Source organism: Leifsonia sp. CL147, assembly GCF_900114565.1.
Classification (GTDB): Bacteria; Actinomycetota; Actinomycetes; order Actinomycetales; family Microbacteriaceae; genus Leifsonia.
The window spans coordinates 189,570-204,474 of record NZ_FOTM01000002.1 but is presented as its reverse complement, the minus strand read 5'-3'; the positions used below and the strand labels follow the sequence as shown (position 1 = coordinate 204,474).

27 protein-coding genes are annotated in these 14,905 nt (G+C 66.0%); all 27 read right to left on the bottom strand.

From position 1 onward, the window contains the following. Positions 1-33: 33 nt before the first annotated feature. The gene (rplQ, locus tag BM287_RS03320) at positions 34-606 is read right to left on the bottom strand and encodes a 50S ribosomal protein L17 (RefSeq protein WP_090035935.1); all 573 of its coding nucleotides are present in this window, start codon (positions 604-606) and stop codon (positions 34-36) included. Between the two features lie 55 nt (positions 607-661). After that, positions 662-1,660 (bottom strand): DNA-directed RNA polymerase subunit alpha, encoded by a 999-nt coding sequence (locus tag BM287_RS03315; RefSeq protein WP_090035934.1) that lies wholly within the window; start codon positions 1,658-1,660, stop codon positions 662-664. A gap of 118 nt (positions 1,661-1,778) precedes the next feature. Continuing rightward, positions 1,779-2,177, bottom strand: a complete 399-nt coding sequence (gene rpsK, locus BM287_RS03310) for a 30S ribosomal protein S11 (protein ID WP_018191944.1) — start codon at positions 2,175-2,177, stop codon at positions 1,779-1,781. Positions 2,178-2,219: 42 nt separating this feature from the next. Continuing rightward, positions 2,220-2,594, bottom strand: a complete 375-nt coding sequence (gene rpsM / locus BM287_RS03305) for a 30S ribosomal protein S13 (RefSeq protein ID WP_090035932.1) — start codon at positions 2,592-2,594, stop codon at positions 2,220-2,222. Positions 2,595-2,728: 134 nt separating this feature from the next. After that, a complete protein-coding gene (gene rpmJ / locus BM287_RS03300; RefSeq protein ID WP_021759549.1) occupies positions 2,729-2,842 on the bottom strand; it encodes a 50S ribosomal protein L36 in 114 nt (37 codons plus the stop codon). Between the two features lie 81 nt (positions 2,843-2,923). Continuing rightward, positions 2,924-3,145, bottom strand: coding sequence for a translation initiation factor IF-1 (infA, locus tag BM287_RS03295; protein WP_011186713.1), 222 nt, complete (start codon positions 3,143-3,145; stop codon positions 2,924-2,926). 172 nt (positions 3,146-3,317) lie between these two features. Further along, complete coding sequence (gene map / locus BM287_RS03290; protein WP_090035931.1) at positions 3,318-4,148, bottom strand: type I methionyl aminopeptidase; 831 nt, start codon at positions 4,146-4,148, stop codon at positions 3,318-3,320. Positions 4,149-4,164: 16 nt separating this feature from the next. Next, the gene (locus BM287_RS03285; protein WP_170857413.1) at positions 4,165-4,779 is read right to left on the bottom strand and encodes an adenylate kinase; all 615 of its coding nucleotides are present in this window, start codon (positions 4,777-4,779) and stop codon (positions 4,165-4,167) included. Then, on the bottom strand, positions 4,776-6,098 hold the full coding sequence (secY, locus tag BM287_RS03280; RefSeq protein WP_090035928.1) for a preprotein translocase subunit SecY: 1,323 nt from the start codon (positions 6,096-6,098) through the stop codon (positions 4,776-4,778). Before secY ends, BM287_RS03285 begins: the two co-directional genes overlap by 4 nt. A gap of 76 nt (positions 6,099-6,174) precedes the next feature. Continuing rightward, positions 6,175-6,873, bottom strand: a complete 699-nt coding sequence (rplO, locus tag BM287_RS17940) for a 50S ribosomal protein L15 (RefSeq protein ID WP_090035926.1) — start codon at positions 6,871-6,873, stop codon at positions 6,175-6,177. Next, positions 6,873-7,058 (bottom strand): 50S ribosomal protein L30, encoded by a 186-nt coding sequence (gene rpmD, locus BM287_RS03270; protein WP_090035925.1) that lies wholly within the window; start codon positions 7,056-7,058, stop codon positions 6,873-6,875. The genes rplO and rpmD overlap by 1 nt, the downstream gene beginning before the upstream one ends. After that, positions 7,058-7,708, bottom strand: a complete 651-nt coding sequence (gene rpsE, locus BM287_RS03265; protein WP_280140922.1) for a 30S ribosomal protein S5 — start codon at positions 7,706-7,708, stop codon at positions 7,058-7,060. Before rpsE ends, rpmD begins: the two co-directional genes overlap by 1 nt. A 59-nt stretch (positions 7,709-7,767) precedes the next feature. After that, complete coding sequence (gene rplR / locus BM287_RS03260; RefSeq protein ID WP_090035922.1) at positions 7,768-8,139, bottom strand: 50S ribosomal protein L18; 372 nt, start codon at positions 8,137-8,139, stop codon at positions 7,768-7,770. Positions 8,140-8,141: 2 nt separating this feature from the next. Continuing rightward, complete coding sequence (rplF, locus tag BM287_RS03255; RefSeq protein WP_090035920.1) at positions 8,142-8,678, bottom strand: 50S ribosomal protein L6; 537 nt, start codon at positions 8,676-8,678, stop codon at positions 8,142-8,144. Positions 8,679-8,684: 6 nt separating this feature from the next. Continuing rightward, positions 8,685-9,083, bottom strand: a complete 399-nt coding sequence (gene rpsH / locus BM287_RS03250; RefSeq protein WP_090035918.1) for a 30S ribosomal protein S8 — start codon at positions 9,081-9,083, stop codon at positions 8,685-8,687. 102 nt (positions 9,084-9,185) lie between these two features. Further along, on the bottom strand, positions 9,186-9,773 hold the full coding sequence (gene rplE, locus BM287_RS03245) for a 50S ribosomal protein L5 (protein ID WP_090035916.1): 588 nt from the start codon (positions 9,771-9,773) through the stop codon (positions 9,186-9,188). After that, positions 9,773-10,132, bottom strand: coding sequence for a 50S ribosomal protein L24 (gene rplX, locus BM287_RS03240; RefSeq protein ID WP_090035914.1), 360 nt, complete (start codon positions 10,130-10,132; stop codon positions 9,773-9,775). Before rplX ends, rplE begins: the two co-directional genes overlap by 1 nt. A 3-nt stretch (positions 10,133-10,135) precedes the next feature. Continuing rightward, entirely contained in the window at positions 10,136-10,504 is a 369-nt protein-coding gene (rplN, locus tag BM287_RS03235; RefSeq protein WP_018191958.1) for a 50S ribosomal protein L14, read from the bottom strand. Further along, complete coding sequence (gene rpsQ, locus BM287_RS03230; protein ID WP_090035912.1) at positions 10,501-10,806, bottom strand: 30S ribosomal protein S17; 306 nt, start codon at positions 10,804-10,806, stop codon at positions 10,501-10,503. Before rpsQ ends, rplN begins: the two co-directional genes overlap by 4 nt. Further along, positions 10,806-11,171 carry a 50S ribosomal protein L29 gene (rpmC, locus tag BM287_RS03225; RefSeq protein WP_090035910.1) on the bottom strand — a complete coding sequence of 122 codons (366 nt, stop codon included), beginning with the start codon at positions 11,169-11,171 and terminating at the stop codon, positions 10,806-10,808. The genes rpsQ and rpmC overlap by 1 nt, the downstream gene beginning before the upstream one ends. Then, the gene (gene rplP, locus BM287_RS03220; protein WP_018191961.1) at positions 11,171-11,590 is read right to left on the bottom strand and encodes a 50S ribosomal protein L16; all 420 of its coding nucleotides are present in this window, start codon (positions 11,588-11,590) and stop codon (positions 11,171-11,173) included. The genes rpmC and rplP overlap by 1 nt, the downstream gene beginning before the upstream one ends. Positions 11,591-11,592: 2 nt before the next feature. Then, positions 11,593-12,360: a 30S ribosomal protein S3 gene (gene rpsC / locus BM287_RS03215; protein WP_090035909.1), complete on the bottom strand. Its 768-nt coding sequence runs from the start codon at positions 12,358-12,360 to the stop codon at positions 11,593-11,595. Continuing rightward, positions 12,360-12,752, bottom strand: a complete 393-nt coding sequence (gene rplV / locus BM287_RS03210) for a 50S ribosomal protein L22 (protein WP_090035907.1) — start codon at positions 12,750-12,752, stop codon at positions 12,360-12,362. Before rplV ends, rpsC begins: the two co-directional genes overlap by 1 nt. 25 nt (positions 12,753-12,777) lie before the next feature. Further along, positions 12,778-13,059 (bottom strand): 30S ribosomal protein S19, encoded by a 282-nt coding sequence (gene rpsS / locus BM287_RS03205; RefSeq protein WP_018191964.1) that lies wholly within the window; start codon positions 13,057-13,059, stop codon positions 12,778-12,780. Positions 13,060-13,071: 12 nt separating this feature from the next. After that, positions 13,072-13,911, bottom strand: coding sequence for a 50S ribosomal protein L2 (rplB, locus tag BM287_RS03200; RefSeq protein WP_090035905.1), 840 nt, complete (start codon positions 13,909-13,911; stop codon positions 13,072-13,074). Positions 13,912-13,935: 24 nt separating this feature from the next. After that, positions 13,936-14,235, bottom strand: a complete 300-nt coding sequence (rplW, locus tag BM287_RS03195; RefSeq protein ID WP_090035902.1) for a 50S ribosomal protein L23 — start codon at positions 14,233-14,235, stop codon at positions 13,936-13,938. Beyond that, positions 14,235-14,903: a 50S ribosomal protein L4 gene (gene rplD, locus BM287_RS03190; protein ID WP_090035901.1), complete on the bottom strand. Its 669-nt coding sequence runs from the start codon at positions 14,901-14,903 to the stop codon at positions 14,235-14,237. The genes rplW and rplD overlap by 1 nt, the downstream gene beginning before the upstream one ends. Between the last annotated feature and the right edge of the window lie 2 nt (positions 14,904-14,905).

The following is a 14,905-nucleotide window of genomic DNA, read 5'->3' as shown; positions in this document are numbered from 1 at the left end:
TGCGGGGCATTCGAAGGTACGAGAGAAAAAGCGTTACGCCTTCTCGGCCTCGGTCTCGGCGTCGGTCTCACCGGCGGCGTCGGCGTCGGCGGTCGCGTCCTCGGCGACCTCCGCCTCGGCAGCGGCGGTCTCGGCGCTGGTCTCCTCGGCGCTGGTCTCCTCGACCGGAGTCTCCTCAGCCGGGGCCTCGTCGACCGGCGCAGCCTTCGGGGCGGCGGAGGTCTTGGTGGACTTCACCTTGGGGCTGACCGGCTCGAGAACGAGCTCGATCTGCGCCATGGGCGCGTTGTCGCCCTTGCGGAAGCCGAGCTTCGTGATGCGGGTGTAGCCGCCCTCACGCTCGGCGACCAGCGGTGCGATCTGGGTGAAGAGCTCGTGGACCACGGTCTTGTCCTGAATCACGGCCAGGACGCGACGGCGGGCGTGCAGGTCACCGCGCTTCGCGAACGTGATCAGGCGCTCGGCCACCGGACGCAGGCGCTTGGCCTTGGTCTCGGTGGTCTTGATGCTCTTGTGGGTGAAGAGCGCAGCGGCCAGGTTGGCGAGCATCAGGCGCTCGTGCGCCGGGCCGCCCCCGAGGCGGGGGCCCTTGGTGGGCTTGGGCATGATCGGTTATCTCCAGTGTTGAAAAGGTCGGTTGGCGGGTCGAGGAAGACGAGCCTCAGATGGTGGTGGACTCGTCCTCGTCGTAGCCGCTGTAGAAGTGGGCGCCGTCGAACCCGGGGACCGAGTCCTTCAGCGACAGGCCCATCTCCGTCAGCTTGTCCTTGACCTCATCCACCGACTTCTGACCGAAGTTGCGGATGTTCATGAGCTGGGTCTCGGACAGCGAGACGAGCTCGCTCACGGTGTTGATTCCCTCGCGCTTGAGGCAGTTGTACGAGCGGACCGACAGGTCGAGGTCCTCGATCGGCATCGACAGCTCGGAGCTGAGGACGGCGTCGACCGGAGCCGGGCCGATCTCGATGCCCTCGGCGGCGCTGTTGAGCTCGCGCGCCAGGCCGAACAGCTCGACCAGGGTGCGGCCGGCAGAGGCGATGGCGTCGCGCGGGCTGATCGCGGGCTTGGTCTCGACGTCGACCACGAGGCGGTCGAAGTCCGTGCGCTCACCGGCACGCGTGGCCTCCACGCGGTAGGTGACCTTCAGCACGGGCGAGTAGATCGAGTCGATCGGGATCTGGCCCGCTTCGCTGTACTCGTTTCGGTTCTGCTGCGCCGAGACGTAGCCGCGGCCGCGCTCGATGGTCAGCTCGACCTCGAACTTCGCCTTGTCGTTGAGCGTCGCGATGACGAGCTCCGGGTTGTGGATCTCCACGCCGGCCGGAGCCGAGATGTCCGCAGCGGTCACCTGACCGGCACCCGTCTTGCGCAGGTAGGCCGTGATCGGCTCGTCGTGCTCGCTCGAGACGACGAGGCCCTTGATGTTCAGGATGATCTCGGTGACATCCTCCTTGACGCCCGGCACCGTGCTGAACTCGTGCAGCACACCGTCGATGCGGATGCTGGTGACAGCAGCGCCGGGGATGGAGGAGAGCAGGGTGCGGCGCATGGAGTTGCCGAGCGTGTATCCGAAGCCGGGCTCCAGGGGCTCGATAACGAACCGCGAGCGGAACTCGGAGATGTTCTCTTCGGTGAGCGTAGGACGCTGTGCAATGAGCACTATTTATTTTCCTTTCGACTGAGTGTCCGCTATATGACACTCGCGTCGCGCGTGAGGGACGACGTCGGCGAAGCCGGCGCCGCCCCTCGCTTGCGCGAAAATTTAACGGAGAGAACTACTAGACGCGACGGCGCTTGGGCGGACGGCAACCGTTGTGCGCCTGGGGGGTGACGTCGTTGATCGAGCCCACCTCGAGGCCGGCGGCCTGGAGCGAGCGGATCGCGGTCTCGCGACCGGAGCCCGGGCCCTTGACGAAGACGTCGACCTTCTTCATGCCGTGCTCCTGTGCCTGACGAGCCGCCGACTCGGCGGCGAGCTGCGCCGCGAACGGGGTCGACTTGCGGGAGCCCTTGAACCCGACGCCGCCGGACGAAGCCCAGCTGATGACCGCACCGGTGGTGTCGGTGATCGAGACGATCGTGTTGTTGAACGTGCTCTTGATGTGGGCCTGGCCCACAGCGATGTTCTTCTTTTCTTTCTTGCGCGGCTTTCGAGCGGCCGACTTGGGTGCTGCCATTTCTTCTCCTGAATCCTCAGAGCGTTGCGGGGGCCGCGGGCCTTAGCGCGCCTTCTTCTTGCCGGCCACGGTGCGCTTCGGACCCTTGCGGGTGCGAGCGTTCGTCTTGGTGCGCTGGCCGCGGACCGGGAGGCCCTTGCGGTGGCGGATACCCTCGTAGCTGCCGATCTCGACCTTGCGGCGGATGTCGGCGGCGACCTCGCGGCGGAGGTCACCCTCGACCTTGAAACTTCCCTCGATGTAGTCGCGCAGGGCGACCAGCTGCTCGTCGGTCAGGTCCTTGACGCGGACGTCGCCGGAAATACCGGTCTCGCGCAAGGTCTGCAGCGCGCGGGTGCGCCCGACGCCGTAGATGTAGGTGAGTGCGACTTCCACGCGCTTCTCGCGCGGAATGTCGACGCCTGCTAGACGTGCCATGTTGTGGCTTCTCCTGTGTTGTGTGGAGGTCTGCAGCAATCCCGGTGCTCCGGCCTCCACCGGGGGTGTCCCCCGCGCCCTTCCGGACGCGGGATCTGGGATTGCCTTGTCGTTATTCGGTTATGAAACTGCGTTCAGCCTTGGCGCTGCTTGTGGCGCGGGTTCTCGCAGATGACCATGACCCGGCCGTTGCGACGGATGACCTTGCACTTGTCGCAGATCTTCTTGACGGAGGGCTTGACCTTCATGAGTGTTCTTTACCTTTGTTCGCTGTCCTCGTACCTCGCCCGGGGCAACCCATCGGCGTGGCCGTTACTTACAGCAGACCTTTACTTGTAGCGATAGACGATCCGGCCGCGGGTCAGATCGTAGGGGCTCAGCTCCACGATCACGCGGTCCTCGGGGAGGATGCGGATGTAGTGCTGGCGCATCTTGCCGGAGATGTGGGCAAGAACCTTGTGACCGTTCGTCAACTCGACGCGGAACATCGCATTGGGCAGAGCTTCGATCACGGATCCTTCGATCTCGATGACACCGTCTTTTTTGGCCATAGCCTCACTGTCGCTAAAAGTCGTGGTTTGCTGGTCGTGCGTTGATCGGCGAAAGGCGCGTGAGAACGCGCCTAAGACACCAAGGATCTATCTTATGGGAAAGGGAGCGTCTTCGCCAATCGGAGTGTATGATCCTCCGCTGCTGTGAGCGAACGCTCGCTGAGCGGTTCCATCAGGCGATGGGGGTGGGGATCACGCCGAACGGCGCGAGGCCCGCTGCCCCGCCGTCCGCGGCGGTGAGGACCCAGATGCCGTCCGCGTGCACCGCGACACTGTGCTCCCAGTGAGCGGCGGCCGAGCCGTCCTCGGTCGCGACCGTCCAGCCGTCGTCCTTCACGTAGGTCTCCTGGCCTCCGAGGACCACCATGGGCTCGATCGCGACGACGAGACCGGGACGCACCTCCGGTCCCTTCGCCCGCACCCGGTAGTTGAAGACGGGCGGCTCCTCGTGCATCCGCCGGCCGATGCCATGGCCGATGTAGTCGGTGAGGATGCCGAAGTCCCCCTGGGACAGGAGGTAGTCCTCGATCACCGCGCCGACATCGTTGAGGTAGCGGGCCGACGCCAGCGTGGCGATCCCCCGCCACAGCGACCGCTCGGTGACGTCCGAGAGGCGCTGCCGCTCGGCGACGACCTCCGGCTGTGCGGCGTCCGGCAGCACGAAAGTGCGGGCCGCATCCCCGTTCCACCCCTGCAGGACGGCACCGCTGTCCACCGAGAGGATGTCACCCGGCTGCAGGATGCGCGCGCCCGGGACACCGTGCACCACCTCGTCGTTCACCGACGCGCAGATCGTGTGGTGGTATCCCGGTTCCAGCTTGAAGTTGGAGGCTCCGCCGGCGGCGAGGATCGCCTGCTCCGCGATCGCGTCGAGCTCGAGCGTCGACACGCCGGGAGCGACCGCTGCTGCGACGGCATCCAGGGATGCCGCCGTGGCAAGGCCCGGCGCGACCATCTCGCGCAGCTGGGCGGGCGTCTTGTAGATCGACCGTCCGATCTTCATGGGAGCAGCGGCATCGCTAGGCGACCGGCTCGCCGGCGGGTTCGCCGGCGACCGGGTGGATACCGCGCCCGGCAAGCGCCGTGGCGATGCGGTCGGCGACCTCGTCCACCGCGCCGAGACCATCGACCGGGACCAGCAGCCCCCGATCCCGGTACACCGCGATCAGCGGCGACGTCTCGCGGAGGTAGACCGCCTGCCGGTGCCGGATCGCTTCTTCGGAGTCGTCGGCGCGTCCCTGCTCGCGAGCGCGCTTGCTCAGCCGCTGGACGATCTCCTCCTGGTCGGCCGTCAGCTGGATGACCGCATCGAGCTTCTGCCCTTTGCCGGCGAGCAGCTCGTCGAGGTAGTCCACCTGGGCCAGCGTCCGCGGGTAGCCGTCGAGGAGGAAGCCGTTCCTGGCATCCTCTTCGTCCAGCCGATCGGCCACGAGCTGGTTCGTCAGGGTGTCGGGGACGTAGTCCCCCGCATCCACGATGGCCTTCACCTGCGTGCCGAGCGGTGTGCCGTTCTTGATGTTGGCCCGGAAGATGTCGCCCGTGGAGATGTCGGGGATCCCGTAGGCCGAGGTGATCCGGGAGGCCTGCGTGCCCTTGCCCGCCCCCGGAGGACCGACGATCAGCATCCGGGTCAACGCAGCAGCCCTTCGTAGTGCCGCTGCTGGAGCTGGGAGTCGATCTGCTTGACCGTCTCGAGCCCGACACCGACGATGATCAGGATGGATGTGCCGCCGAACATGAAGTTCTGGCTTGCGCCGATGAGGGCGAAGGCGACCAAGGGGATCAGCGCGATGATGCCGAGATAGAACGAACCGGGCAGCGTCACGCGGGTGAGCACGTAGTCCAGGTATTCGGCGGTCGGACGGCCTGCACGGATGCCGGGGATGAAGCCGCCGTACTTCTTCATGTTGTCCGCGACCTCCTCCGGGTTGAAGGTGATGGCGACGTAGAAGTACGTGAAGCCCACGATCAGGAGGAAGTACAGCAGCATGTAGAGCGGGTGGTCGCCCTTGGTCAGGTAGTTCGTGACCCAGGTGACCCACGGGGCCGGGGCCTTGCCCGCGGCCGGCTGGTTGAACTGTGCGATCAGAGCCGGCAGGTAGAGCAGCGACGACGCGAAGATGACGGGCACGACGCCGGCCATGTTCACCTTGATCGGGATGTACGTGTTGTTGCCGCCGTAGGTCCGGCGCCCGACCATCCGTTTCGCGTACTGGACCGGGATGCGCCGCTGCGACTGCTCGACGAAGACGACACCCATCACGATCAGCAACCCGATCGCGATCACGACCAGCAGGATCTCGATGCCCTGCGACTGGCCGACCGCCCAGAGGGAGGACGGGAACTGCGCCGCGATCGACGTGAAGATGAGCAGCGACATGCCGTTGCCGATGCCGCGCTCGGTGACGAGCTCGCCCATCCACATGATGAGGCCGGTGCCCGCGGTCATCGTGATGACCATGAGCATGATCGCGTACCAGGAGTCGTCCGTGATCAGCTGCGTGCACTGCGAGACGGCCGTGGTGCCGAACAGGGCGCCGCTGCGGGCGACGGTGATCAGGGTCGTCGACTGGAGGACGCCCAGCGCGATCGTGAGGTAGCGCGTGTACTGCGTCAGCTTGGCCTGGCCGGCCTGACCCTCCTTGTAGAGGGTCTCGAAGCGCGGGATGACCACGCGCAGCAGCTGAACGATGATCGACGCGGTGATGTACGGCATGATGCCGAGCGCGAAGATCGAAAGCTTGAGGAGGGCACCGCCGGAGAACAGGTTCACGAGCGAATAGAGGCCCGAGGTGTCCTGATTGGCGTTCAGACAGGTCTGAACGTTGCCGAAGTCGACGAACGGCGACGGGATGAACGATCCCAGCCGGAACAGGGCGATGATGCCCAGGGTGAAGAAGATCTTCCGGCGAAGATCGGGGGTGCGGAAGATCCGCGCAACGGCGCTGAACAAAGTTGCGTCCTGCTTTCCTAAGAGTGAGTCGGGTGGCCGGTCTCCCGGCCACCCGACTCAACTGCTCATCGAGTGGCTACTTGACGGAGCCACCAGCGGCGACGATCTTCTGCTCAGCTGAGCCGGAGACCTTGTCGACCGCAACGTTCAGCTTAACCGCAATGTCCCCGTTGCCGAGAACCTTGACCTTCTCGTTCTTGCGAACGGCTCCCTTGGAGACGAGATCCGCGACGGTGACGTCACCGCCGGACGGGTACAGCTCGGCGAGCTTCTCCAGGTTCACGACCTGGTACTCGACCCGGAACGGGTTCTTGAAGCCGCGCAGCTTCGGCGCACGCATGTGCATCGGGAGCTGGCCGCCCTGGAAGCCCGGACGGACCTGGTAGCGGGCCTTGGTTCCCTTGGTACCGCGGCCGGCCGTCTTTCCCTTGGAACCTTCACCGCGTCCGACGCGGGTCTTGTCCTTCTTGGAACCGGCGGCGGGACGGAGGTGGTGCACCTTCAGGACCTGCTCGCGCGGGGCGACGACATCCTTCTTGGCCGAGGCCTTCGCCGGCTTCGCGGCGACGGTCTCATCCGTGGAGGAGGCAGCGGCCTTGTCGGCGGCCTTTGCGGGCGCCTTCTTGGCCGGAGCCTTCTTCTCGGCGGCCGGCTTCTCGGTAGCCGTCTTCTCGGTGGCCGTCTTCTCGGCAGCCTTCGTGCTCGCGGCCTTGGTCGCGGGCTTCTTGGCGGCCGGCTTCTCGACGGCCTCTGTTGTGGCCTTCTCTTCAGCCATTAGTCAATCTCCTCGACCTTAACCAGGTGGGCGACGGTGTTGACGTACCCGCGGTTCTGCGGGTTGTCCTCGCGGACGACGACGTCACCGATGCGCTTCAGACCCAGACTGCGCAGTGTGTCGCGCTGGTTCTGCTTCTCGCTCACTTTCGACTTGACCTGCGTGATCTTCAGACGCGCAGCCATCAGGCACCTGCCTTCGCGGTCGCGGCAGCCTCTGCCGCTTCGGCCTCGGCACGCAGCAGGCGGGCCGGAGCCACCTGGTCGTAGTCGAGACCACGGCGAGCAGCGACAGCGCGGGGCTCCTCGAGCTGCTTCAGCGCCTCGACGGTCGCGTGCACGATGTTGATCGTGTTGGACGAGCCGAGCGACTTGCTCAGGACGTCGTGGATGCCGGCGCACTCCAGCACGGCGCGCACGGGACCACCGGCGATGACACCGGTACCCGCAGCTGCCGGACGCAGGAGGACGACGCCGGCAGCGGCCTCACCCTGCACCGGGTGCGGGATGGTGACGCCGACGCGGGGGACGCGGAAGAAGTTCTTCTTCGCCTCCTCGACGCCCTTCGAGATCGCCAGCGGCACCTCGCGGGCCTTGCCGTAGCCGACGCCCACCAGGCCGTTGCCGTCTCCGACGACCACGAGGGCGGTGAAGCTGAAGCGACGACCACCCTTCACGACCTTGGAGACGCGGTTGATGGTGACGACGCGCTCCAGGAACTGGCTCTTGTCGGCGTCACGGCTGCCACGGTCGCGGTTGGGGTTGCGCTCGCGGCCACCACGGCGCGGCTCGCGCTCGGCCCGGGTGTTGTTGTCGGTGCCCGCAGCGGTCTCCACCGGCTGCGTGCTGTCCGTTACCTGATCGGCCACGGTCTGCTCCTTGTTGTTCTCGTCGCTCACAGGTTCAGTCCACCCTCTCGAGCGCCCTCGGCGACAGCGGCGACGCGGCCGGCGTACTTGCTGCCTCCACGGTCGAACACCACGGCCTCGACACCGGCGCTCTTGGCGCGCTCGGCGACGAGCTCTCCGACCTTGCGGGCCTTGGCGGTCTTGTCACCGTCGAAGGTGCGCAGGTCGGCCTCCATGGTCGACGCGGACGCCAGGGTACGACCCTGGGCGTCGTCGACGACCTGCACGAAGACGTGGCGGGCCGAACGGGTGACGACCAGGCGCGGACGCAGCGCGGTGCCCTCGATCTTCTTGCGAAGGCGGGTGTGACGACGCCCGCGGGCGGCCGCCTTGCTCTTTCCTCTGGTACCCAGAGCCATGATTACTTACCAGCCTTTCCGGCCTTGCGACGAACGACCTCGCCGGCGTAACGCACACCCTTGCCCTTGTACGGCTCGGGCTTGCGGATCTTGCGGATGTTCGCGGCGACCTCGCCGACGGCCTGCTTGTCGATCCCGGCGACGGTGAGGCGGTTGTTGCCCTCCACCGTCAGCGTGATGCCCGCAGGCGGCTCGACGGTCACCGGGTGCGAGAAGCCGAGCGCGAACTCGACAGCCGAGCCCTTCTGGGCGACGCGGTAACCGGTGCCGACGATCTCGAGGCCCTTGGAGTAGCCCTCGGTGACGCCGATGATCTGGTTGTTGATGAGTGTGCGGGTCAGGCCGTGCAGCGAGCGCGAAGCGCGCTCGTCGTCCGGACGGGTCACCAGGACCTGGTTCTCCTCCAGCTTGACCTCGATCGGGCTGGCGACGGTGAGGCTCAGCTCACCCTTCGGGCCCGTGACCGTGACGGCCTGGCCGTCGATCTTCACATCGACCCCTGCCGGGACGTCGATGGGCAGTCTTCCAATACGCGACATGGCGGATTACCACACGTAGGCGAGGACTTCCCCACCCACGCCCTTCTTCTCAGCCTGGCGGTCCGTGAGCAGACCGGAGGAGGTGGACAGGATGGCGACACCGAGCCCGCCGAGCACCTTGGGGAGCTCCGTGGACTTCGCGTAGACGCGGAGGCCGGGCTTGGACACGCGCTTGATACCGGCGATGGAACGCTCGCGGTTCGGGCCGAACTTGAGCTGCAGGGTCAGCGTCTTGCCCACGCGGGCGTCAGCGACATCCCAGCCGGCGATGTATCCCTCGGAGGTGAGGATCTCGGCGATGTGGGACTTCAGCTTCGAGTGCGGCATCGACACGGTGTCGTGGTGAGCCGAGTTCGCGTTGCGCAGTCTGGTCAGCATGTCTGCGACCGGATCTGTCATGGTCATTGCGGTTCTTCTTTCGTTCACCAGGTTTCGTTCAGCCGGTACACGACTGACGACCTGTGGTGGAAGCGGGCCGACCGGATCGGCCGGCCCGCAGGTAGGGCCTTAGTTGGCGGCGTCGTTCGAACGGAACGGGAAGCCGAGCTGCTTGAGCAGCGCGCGGCCCTCGTCGTCGTTCTTGGCAGTGGTCACCACAGTGATGTCCATGCCGCGGACGCGGTCGATGCGGTCCTGGTTGATCTCGTGGAACATCGACTGCTCCGTGAGACCGAACGTGTAGTTGCCGTTCCCGTCGAACTGCTTGTCGCTCAGGCCGCGGAAGTCGCGGATGCGCGGAAGCGCGAGGGACAGCAGACGGTCCAGGAACTCCCACATGCGGTCGCCGCGCAGCGTGACGTGCGCGCCGATCGGCTGACCCTCGCGCAGCTTGAACTGCGCGATGGACTTGCGGGCCTTGTTGATCTGCGGCTTCTGGCCGGTGATCAGGGTGAGGTCGTTGACCGCACCGTCGATCACCTTGCCGTCGCGGGCCGCCTCGCCGACACCCATGTTGACCACGATCTTCACGAGACCGGGCACCTGGTGCACGTTCGTGAAGCCGAAGTCGCTCAGGAGCTGCTGCGAGATCTCGTTCTTGTACTTCTGCTTGAGGCGGGGCTGGATTTTGCCAGTTCCCACTGCAGTGTCAGTCATTAAAGGTCCTTACCAGACTTCTTGGCGTAGCGAACGCGGACCGTCTTTGTGACGCCGTCCTTCGTGACGCTCTCTTCGCGGAAGCCGACGCGGGTCGGCTTCTTGCTCTCGGGGTCGACCAGGGCCACGTTCGAGACGTGGATCGGGGCCTCGTGGGTCTCGATGCCGCCGGTCTTCGTGCCACGCTGCGTCTGGCCGACGCGCACGTGCTTGGTCACGAAGTTGACGCCCTCGACGATGACGCGGTTCTGCTCGACGAGAACCTCGATGACGCGACCCTGCTTGCCACGGTCACCACCGCGGGCCTGCGAGCGGCCCGAGATGACCTGGACCAGGTCGCCCTTCTTGATGTTCGCCATGGCTTACAGCACCTCCGGTGCGAGCGAGATGATCTTCATGAACTTCTTGTCGCGGAGCTCGCGGCCGACCGGTCCGAAGATGCGCGTGCCGCGGGGGTCACCGTCGTTCTTCAGGATGACAGCGGCGTTCTCGTCGAACTTGATGTAGGAGCCGTCCGGGCGGCGGGTGTTCTTGCGAACCCGCACGACGACCGCCTTGACGACGTCGCCCTTCTTGACGTTCCCACCCGGGATCGCGTCCTTGACCGTGGCGACGATGACATCGCCGAGGCCCGCGTAACGGCGGCTGGAGCCACCGAGCACACGGATCGCGAGGAGCTCCTTGGCGCCGGTGTTGTCGGCGACCTTGAGTCGGGATTCCTGCTGAATCACTTGGCCTTCTCCAGAATCTCAACCAGGCGCCAGCGCTTGCTGGCGCTCAGCGGACGGGTCTCGTTGATGAGAACGAGGTCGCCGATGCCGGCGATGTTGTTCTCGTCGTGCGCCTTCACCTTGGAGGTGCGGCGGATGACCTTGCCGTACAGGGGGTGCTTCACGCGGTCCTCGACCTCGACGACGATGGTCTTGTCCATCTTGTCGCTGACGACGTATCCGCGGCGGGCCTTGCGGTACCCGCGGACGATGGCCTCGTCGGCCGTCGACTCCGCGGCCGCGGCCTTGGTGGTCTCAGCCATTACTTGGCCTCCGCATTCTCTTCGTTGGACGCTGCCGTGGTGTCGGCCTCGGCCTCGGTCGCCTCGGGGGCGGCCTTCTTGGCACGGGACTTCGCTGCGGTCTTCTTCTCGGCCTTCGCCGGGGTGGCCTCGGCGGGGACCGGGGTCGGCCGGATCCCGAGCTCGCGCTCACGGATCACGGTGTAGATGCGAGCGATGTCGCGCTTCACGGCGCGCAGGCGGCCGTGGCTCTCGAGCTGGCCGGTGGCCGACTGGAAGCGCAGGTTGAACAGCTCTTCCTTGGCCTTCTTCAGCTCGTCGACGAGTCGCTCGTCTTCGAAAGTGTCGAGCTCGCTCGAGGCAAGCTCCTTGGATCCGATCGCCATTACGCGTCGCCCTCCTCGCGCTTGATGATGCGTGCCTTGAGGGGCAGCTTGTGAATTGCACGGGTCATGGCCTCGCGAGCGAGCTGCTCGGAGACTCCGGAGACCTCGAAGAGGACGCGACCCGGCTTGACGTTGGCGACCCACCACTCCGGCGAACCCTTACCGGAACCCATTCGGGTCTCGGCCGGCTTCTTCGTGAGCGGACGGTCGGGGTAGATGTTGATCCACACCTTTCCGCCACGCTTGATGTGACGCGTCATGGCGATACGAGCGGACTCGATCTGACGGTTGGTCACGTAAGCGGGCGTCAAGGCCTGGATGCCGAACTCGCCGAAGGAGACCTTCGTGCCACCGGTCGCCTGGCCGCTACGGCCGGGGTGGTGCTGCTTGCGGTGCTTGACTCTGCGTGGGATCAACATGGTTATGCCTCAACTCCTGCTGCGGCCGGCGCGTTCGAGGACTCGGGGGCGCTGCCCCGGCCACCGCGGCGCGGACGGTCGTTGCGCTCGCGCGACGGCTTCTGGTTGGCCTGCTCGCGAGCCAGTTCCTTGTTCGTGATGTCGCCCTTGTAGATCCACACCTTCACACCGATGCGACCGAAGGTCGTCTTGGCCTCGTAGAAGCCGTAGTCGATGTTCGCGCGGAGCGTGTGCAGGGGCACACGACCCTCGCGGTAGAACTCGGAGCGGCTCATCTCGGCGCCGCCGAGGCGACCCGACACCTGGATGCGGACACCCTTGGCGCCGGCACGCTGCGCACCCTGCAGACCCTTGCGCATCGCGCGGCGGAAGGCCACACGTGCGGAGAGCTGCTCGGCGATGCCCTGCGCGACGAGCTGAGCGTCGGCCTCGGGGTTCTTCACCTCGAGGATGTTCAGCTGGATCTGCTTGCTCGTGAGCTTCTCGAGGTCGGAGCGGATGCGCTCGGCCTCGGCGCCACGACGACCGATCACGATGCCCGGGCGGGCGGTGTGGATGTCGACGCGGACGCGGTCACGGGTGCGCTCGATCTCGATGCGGGACACGCCGGCACGGTCGAGCGAGGTCTGCAGCAGACGACGGATCTTCACGTCCTCAGCGATGTAGTCGCTGTAACGCTGACCCGGCTTGGTGCTGTCCGAGAACCAACGCGACACGTGGTCGGTGGTGATGCCCAGACGGAAACCGTACGGATTGACTTTCTGACCCATTACTTGCTCGCCTTCTTAGCTGCGTTGGCGGCCTCTGCCTCGTCCGGCGTCGCAAGAACGACCGTGATGTGGCTGGTGCGCTTGTTGATGCGGAAGGCCCGGCCCTGCGCACGCGGCTGGAACCGCTTGAGGGTGGTCCCCTCATCCACGAAGGCGCGGCTCACGTACAGGTCCTGCTCGTCCAGGTAGGTGTTGCTCTGGTCGGCCTTGACGCGCGCGTTGGCGATGGCCGAGGCGACGAGCTTGTACACCGGCTCGCTCGCACTCTGAGGCGCGAACTTCAGGATGGCCAGGGCCTCCTGAGCTTGCTTGCCGCGGATCAAGTTGACGACGCGGCGGGCCTTCATGGGGGTTACGCGGATGTGTCGCACGCGGGCGATCGACTCCACCATTTCTCTCCTCCTTTTCGCCACCGCGTCAGCGGCGGCGACCCTTCTTGTCGTCCTTCACGTGTCCACGGAAGGTGCGGGTCGGCGCGAACTCGCCGAGCTTGTGGCCGACCATGGTCTCGGTGACGAACACCGGGATGTGCTTGCGACCGTCGTGCACCGCGATGGTGTGGCCGAGCATGGCCGGGACGATCATCGAGCGGCGCGACCAGGTCTTGATCACGTTCTTGCTGTTGGCCTCGTTCGCGGCGACCACCTTGCGAAACAGGTGCTCGTCGACGAAGGGGCCCTTCTTGAGACTGCGTGGCATCTTCTCGAACTCCTACTTGCGCTTCTTGCCGGCGTTACGGCGGCGGACGATGAGCTTGTCGCTTTCCTTGTTGGGGTGGCGCGTACGGCCTTCCTTCTGACCCCAGGGGCTGACCGGGTGGCGACCACCGGAGGTCTTGCCCTCACCACCACCGTGCGGGTGGTCGATCGGGTTCATCGCGACACCACGGACGGTCGGGCGGACGCCCTTCCAGCGCATGCGGCCGGCCTTGCCCCAGTTGATGTTCGACTGCTCGGCATTGCCGACCTCGCCGATCGTGGCGCGGCAACGCGCATCCACGTTGCGGACCTCACCCGAGGGGAGACGCAGCTGGGCGTAGGGGCCGTCCTTCGCGACGAGTCGGACCGACGCACCGGCGGAACGGGCCATCTTGGCGCCACCGCCCGGCTTCAGCTCGATCGCGTGCACGACGGTACCGGTCGGGATGTTGCGCAGCGGGAGGTTGTTGCCCGGCTTGATGTCCGCGCCGGCACCCGACTCGATGACATCGCCCTGCTTGAGGCCGGCCGGCGCGAGGATGTAGCGCTTGGTGCCGTCGACGAAGTGCAGGAGCGCGATGCGCGCGGTGCGGTTGGGGTCGTACTCGATGTGAGCGACCTTGGCGTTGACGCCGTCCTTGTCGTTGCGACGGAAGTCGATCACACGGTACTGGCGCTTGTGGCCACCACCGATGTGACGGGTCGTGATGCGGCCCTGGTTGTTGCGGCCACCGGACTTCGACAGCGGACGGAGAAGGGACTTCTCCGGTGTCGAGCGGGTGATCTCCGCGAAGTCGGCGACCGAGGAGCCGCGACGACCGGGGGTCGTGGGCTTGTAATTACGAATAGCCATGTCTGTCTTCCTCTAGTCCTTCGCTCAGCCGACGGCCGTGAAGATGTCGATGGAACCGGACTTCAGCGTCACGATCGCACGCTTGGTGTCCTTGCGCTTGCCCTGACCGAACTTGGTGCGACGGGTCTTGCCCTGACGGTTCAGGGTGTTCACCGAAGCGACCTCGACCTTGAAGATCGACTCGATCGCGAGCTTGATCTCGGTCTTGTTCGAGCGCGGGTCGACGACGAAGGTGTATTTGCCCTCGTCGATCAGGCCGTAGCTCTTCTCGGAGACGACCGGGGCGATGATGACGTCGCGCGGGTCCTTGTTGACGGCGGCCATTACGCGTTCACCTCTTCCTTGTTGCTCGTGCTTGCGATCTGTGTCTTCGCGGAGATGAAGGCCTCGAGGGCGGCCTGCGAGAAGACGATGTCGTCGCTCACCAGGACGTCGTACGCGTTCAGCTGGTCCTGGGTCAGCACGTGCACCGTCGGGATGTTGCGCACGCTCTTGAAGGCCAGCACGTCGTCGCGCTCGAGCACGACGAGGACGTGCTTCGAGGTCGCGATGCCGCTGAGCAGCTCGACGACGGACTTGGTCGAGGGCGCGTCACCGGTGGTGAAGGCCTGGACGGCGTGGATGCGGCTGCCGCGTGCGCGGTCCGAGAGCGCGCCGAGCAGAGCTGCGGCGATCATCTTCTTCGGGGTGCGCTGGGCGTAGCTGCGCGGCGTCGGCCCGTGGACGATGCCACCACCGGTCATCTGCGGGGCGCGGATCGATCCCTGGCGGGCGCGGCCGGTGCCCTTCTGCTTGAACGGCTTGCGGCCGGCGCCGGAGACCTCGCCACGACCCTTGGTCTTGTGCGTGCCCTGGCGCGCTGCTGCGAGCTGGGCGGTCACGACCTGGTGGATCAGCGGGATGTTGGTCTGAACGTCGAACAGGGTCTCCGGAAGCTCGATGGAGCCGGCCTTCTTGCCCTTGAGGTCGACGACGTCAATCGAGGTAGCCATGC

Bases quoted from the DNA above. Each gene is read 5' to 3' on its own strand.
- rplW (WP_090035902.1), bottom strand. From the start codon at position 14,235: ATGGCCGCCGTCAACAAGGACCCGCGCGACGTCATCATCGCCCCGGTC.
- rplF (WP_090035920.1), bottom strand. From the start codon at position 8,678: ATGTCGCGTATTGGAAGACTGCCCATCGACGTCCCGGCAGGGGTCGAT.
- rplD (WP_090035901.1), bottom strand. From the start codon at position 14,903: ATGGCTACCTCGATTGACGTCGTCGACCTCAAGGGCAAGAAGGCCGGC.
- rpsM (WP_090035932.1), bottom strand. From the start codon at position 2,594: ATGGCACGTCTAGCAGGCGTCGACATTCCGCGCGAGAAGCGCGTGGAA.
- rplQ (WP_090035935.1), bottom strand. From the start codon at position 606: ATGCCCAAGCCCACCAAGGGCCCCCGCCTCGGGGGCGGCCCGGCGCAC.
- map (WP_090035931.1), bottom strand. From the start codon at position 4,148: ATGAAGATCGGACGGTCGATCTACAAGACGCCCGCCCAGCTGCGCGAG.
- rpmC (WP_090035910.1), bottom strand. From the start codon at position 11,171: ATGGCGATCGGATCCAAGGAGCTTGCCTCGAGCGAGCTCGACACTTTC.
- rplX (WP_090035914.1), bottom strand. From the start codon at position 10,132: ATGGCGAACATCAAGAAGGGCGACCTGGTCCAGGTCATCTCGGGCCGC.
- rpsS (WP_018191964.1), bottom strand. From the start codon at position 13,059: ATGCCACGCAGTCTCAAGAAGGGCCCCTTCGTCGACGAGCACCTGTTT.
- rpsH (WP_090035918.1), bottom strand. From the start codon at position 9,083: ATGACCATGACAGATCCGGTCGCAGACATGCTGACCAGACTGCGCAAC.
- rplB (WP_090035905.1), bottom strand. From the start codon at position 13,911: ATGGCTATTCGTAATTACAAGCCCACGACCCCCGGTCGTCGCGGCTCC.
- rplR (WP_090035922.1), bottom strand. From the start codon at position 8,139: ATGGCTCTGGGTACCAGAGGAAAGAGCAAGGCGGCCGCCCGCGGGCGT.
- rplO (WP_090035926.1), bottom strand. From the start codon at position 6,873: ATGGCTGAAGAGAAGGCCACAACAGAGGCCGTCGAGAAGCCGGCCGCC.
- rplV (WP_090035907.1), bottom strand. From the start codon at position 12,752: ATGGTGGAGTCGATCGCCCGCGTGCGACACATCCGCGTAACCCCCATG.
- rpmJ (WP_021759549.1), bottom strand. From the start codon at position 2,842: ATGAAGGTCAAGCCCTCCGTCAAGAAGATCTGCGACAAGTGCAAGGTC.
- rpsK (WP_018191944.1), bottom strand. From the start codon at position 2,177: ATGGCAGCACCCAAGTCGGCCGCTCGAAAGCCGCGCAAGAAAGAAAAG.
- rplE (WP_090035916.1), bottom strand. From the start codon at position 9,773: ATGACTGACACTGCAGTGGGAACTGGCAAAATCCAGCCCCGCCTCAAG.
- rplP (WP_018191961.1), bottom strand. From the start codon at position 11,590: ATGTTGATCCCACGCAGAGTCAAGCACCGCAAGCAGCACCACCCCGGC.
- rpsQ (WP_090035912.1), bottom strand. From the start codon at position 10,806: ATGGCTGAGACCACCAAGGCCGCGGCCGCGGAGTCGACGGCCGACGAG.
- rpmD (WP_090035925.1), bottom strand. From the start codon at position 7,058: ATGGCTGCGCGTCTGAAGATCACGCAGGTCAAGTCGAAAGTGAGCGAG.
- infA (WP_011186713.1), bottom strand. From the start codon at position 3,145: ATGGCCAAAAAAGACGGTGTCATCGAGATCGAAGGATCCGTGATCGAA.
- rpsC (WP_090035909.1), bottom strand. From the start codon at position 12,360: ATGGGTCAGAAAGTCAATCCGTACGGTTTCCGTCTGGGCATCACCACC.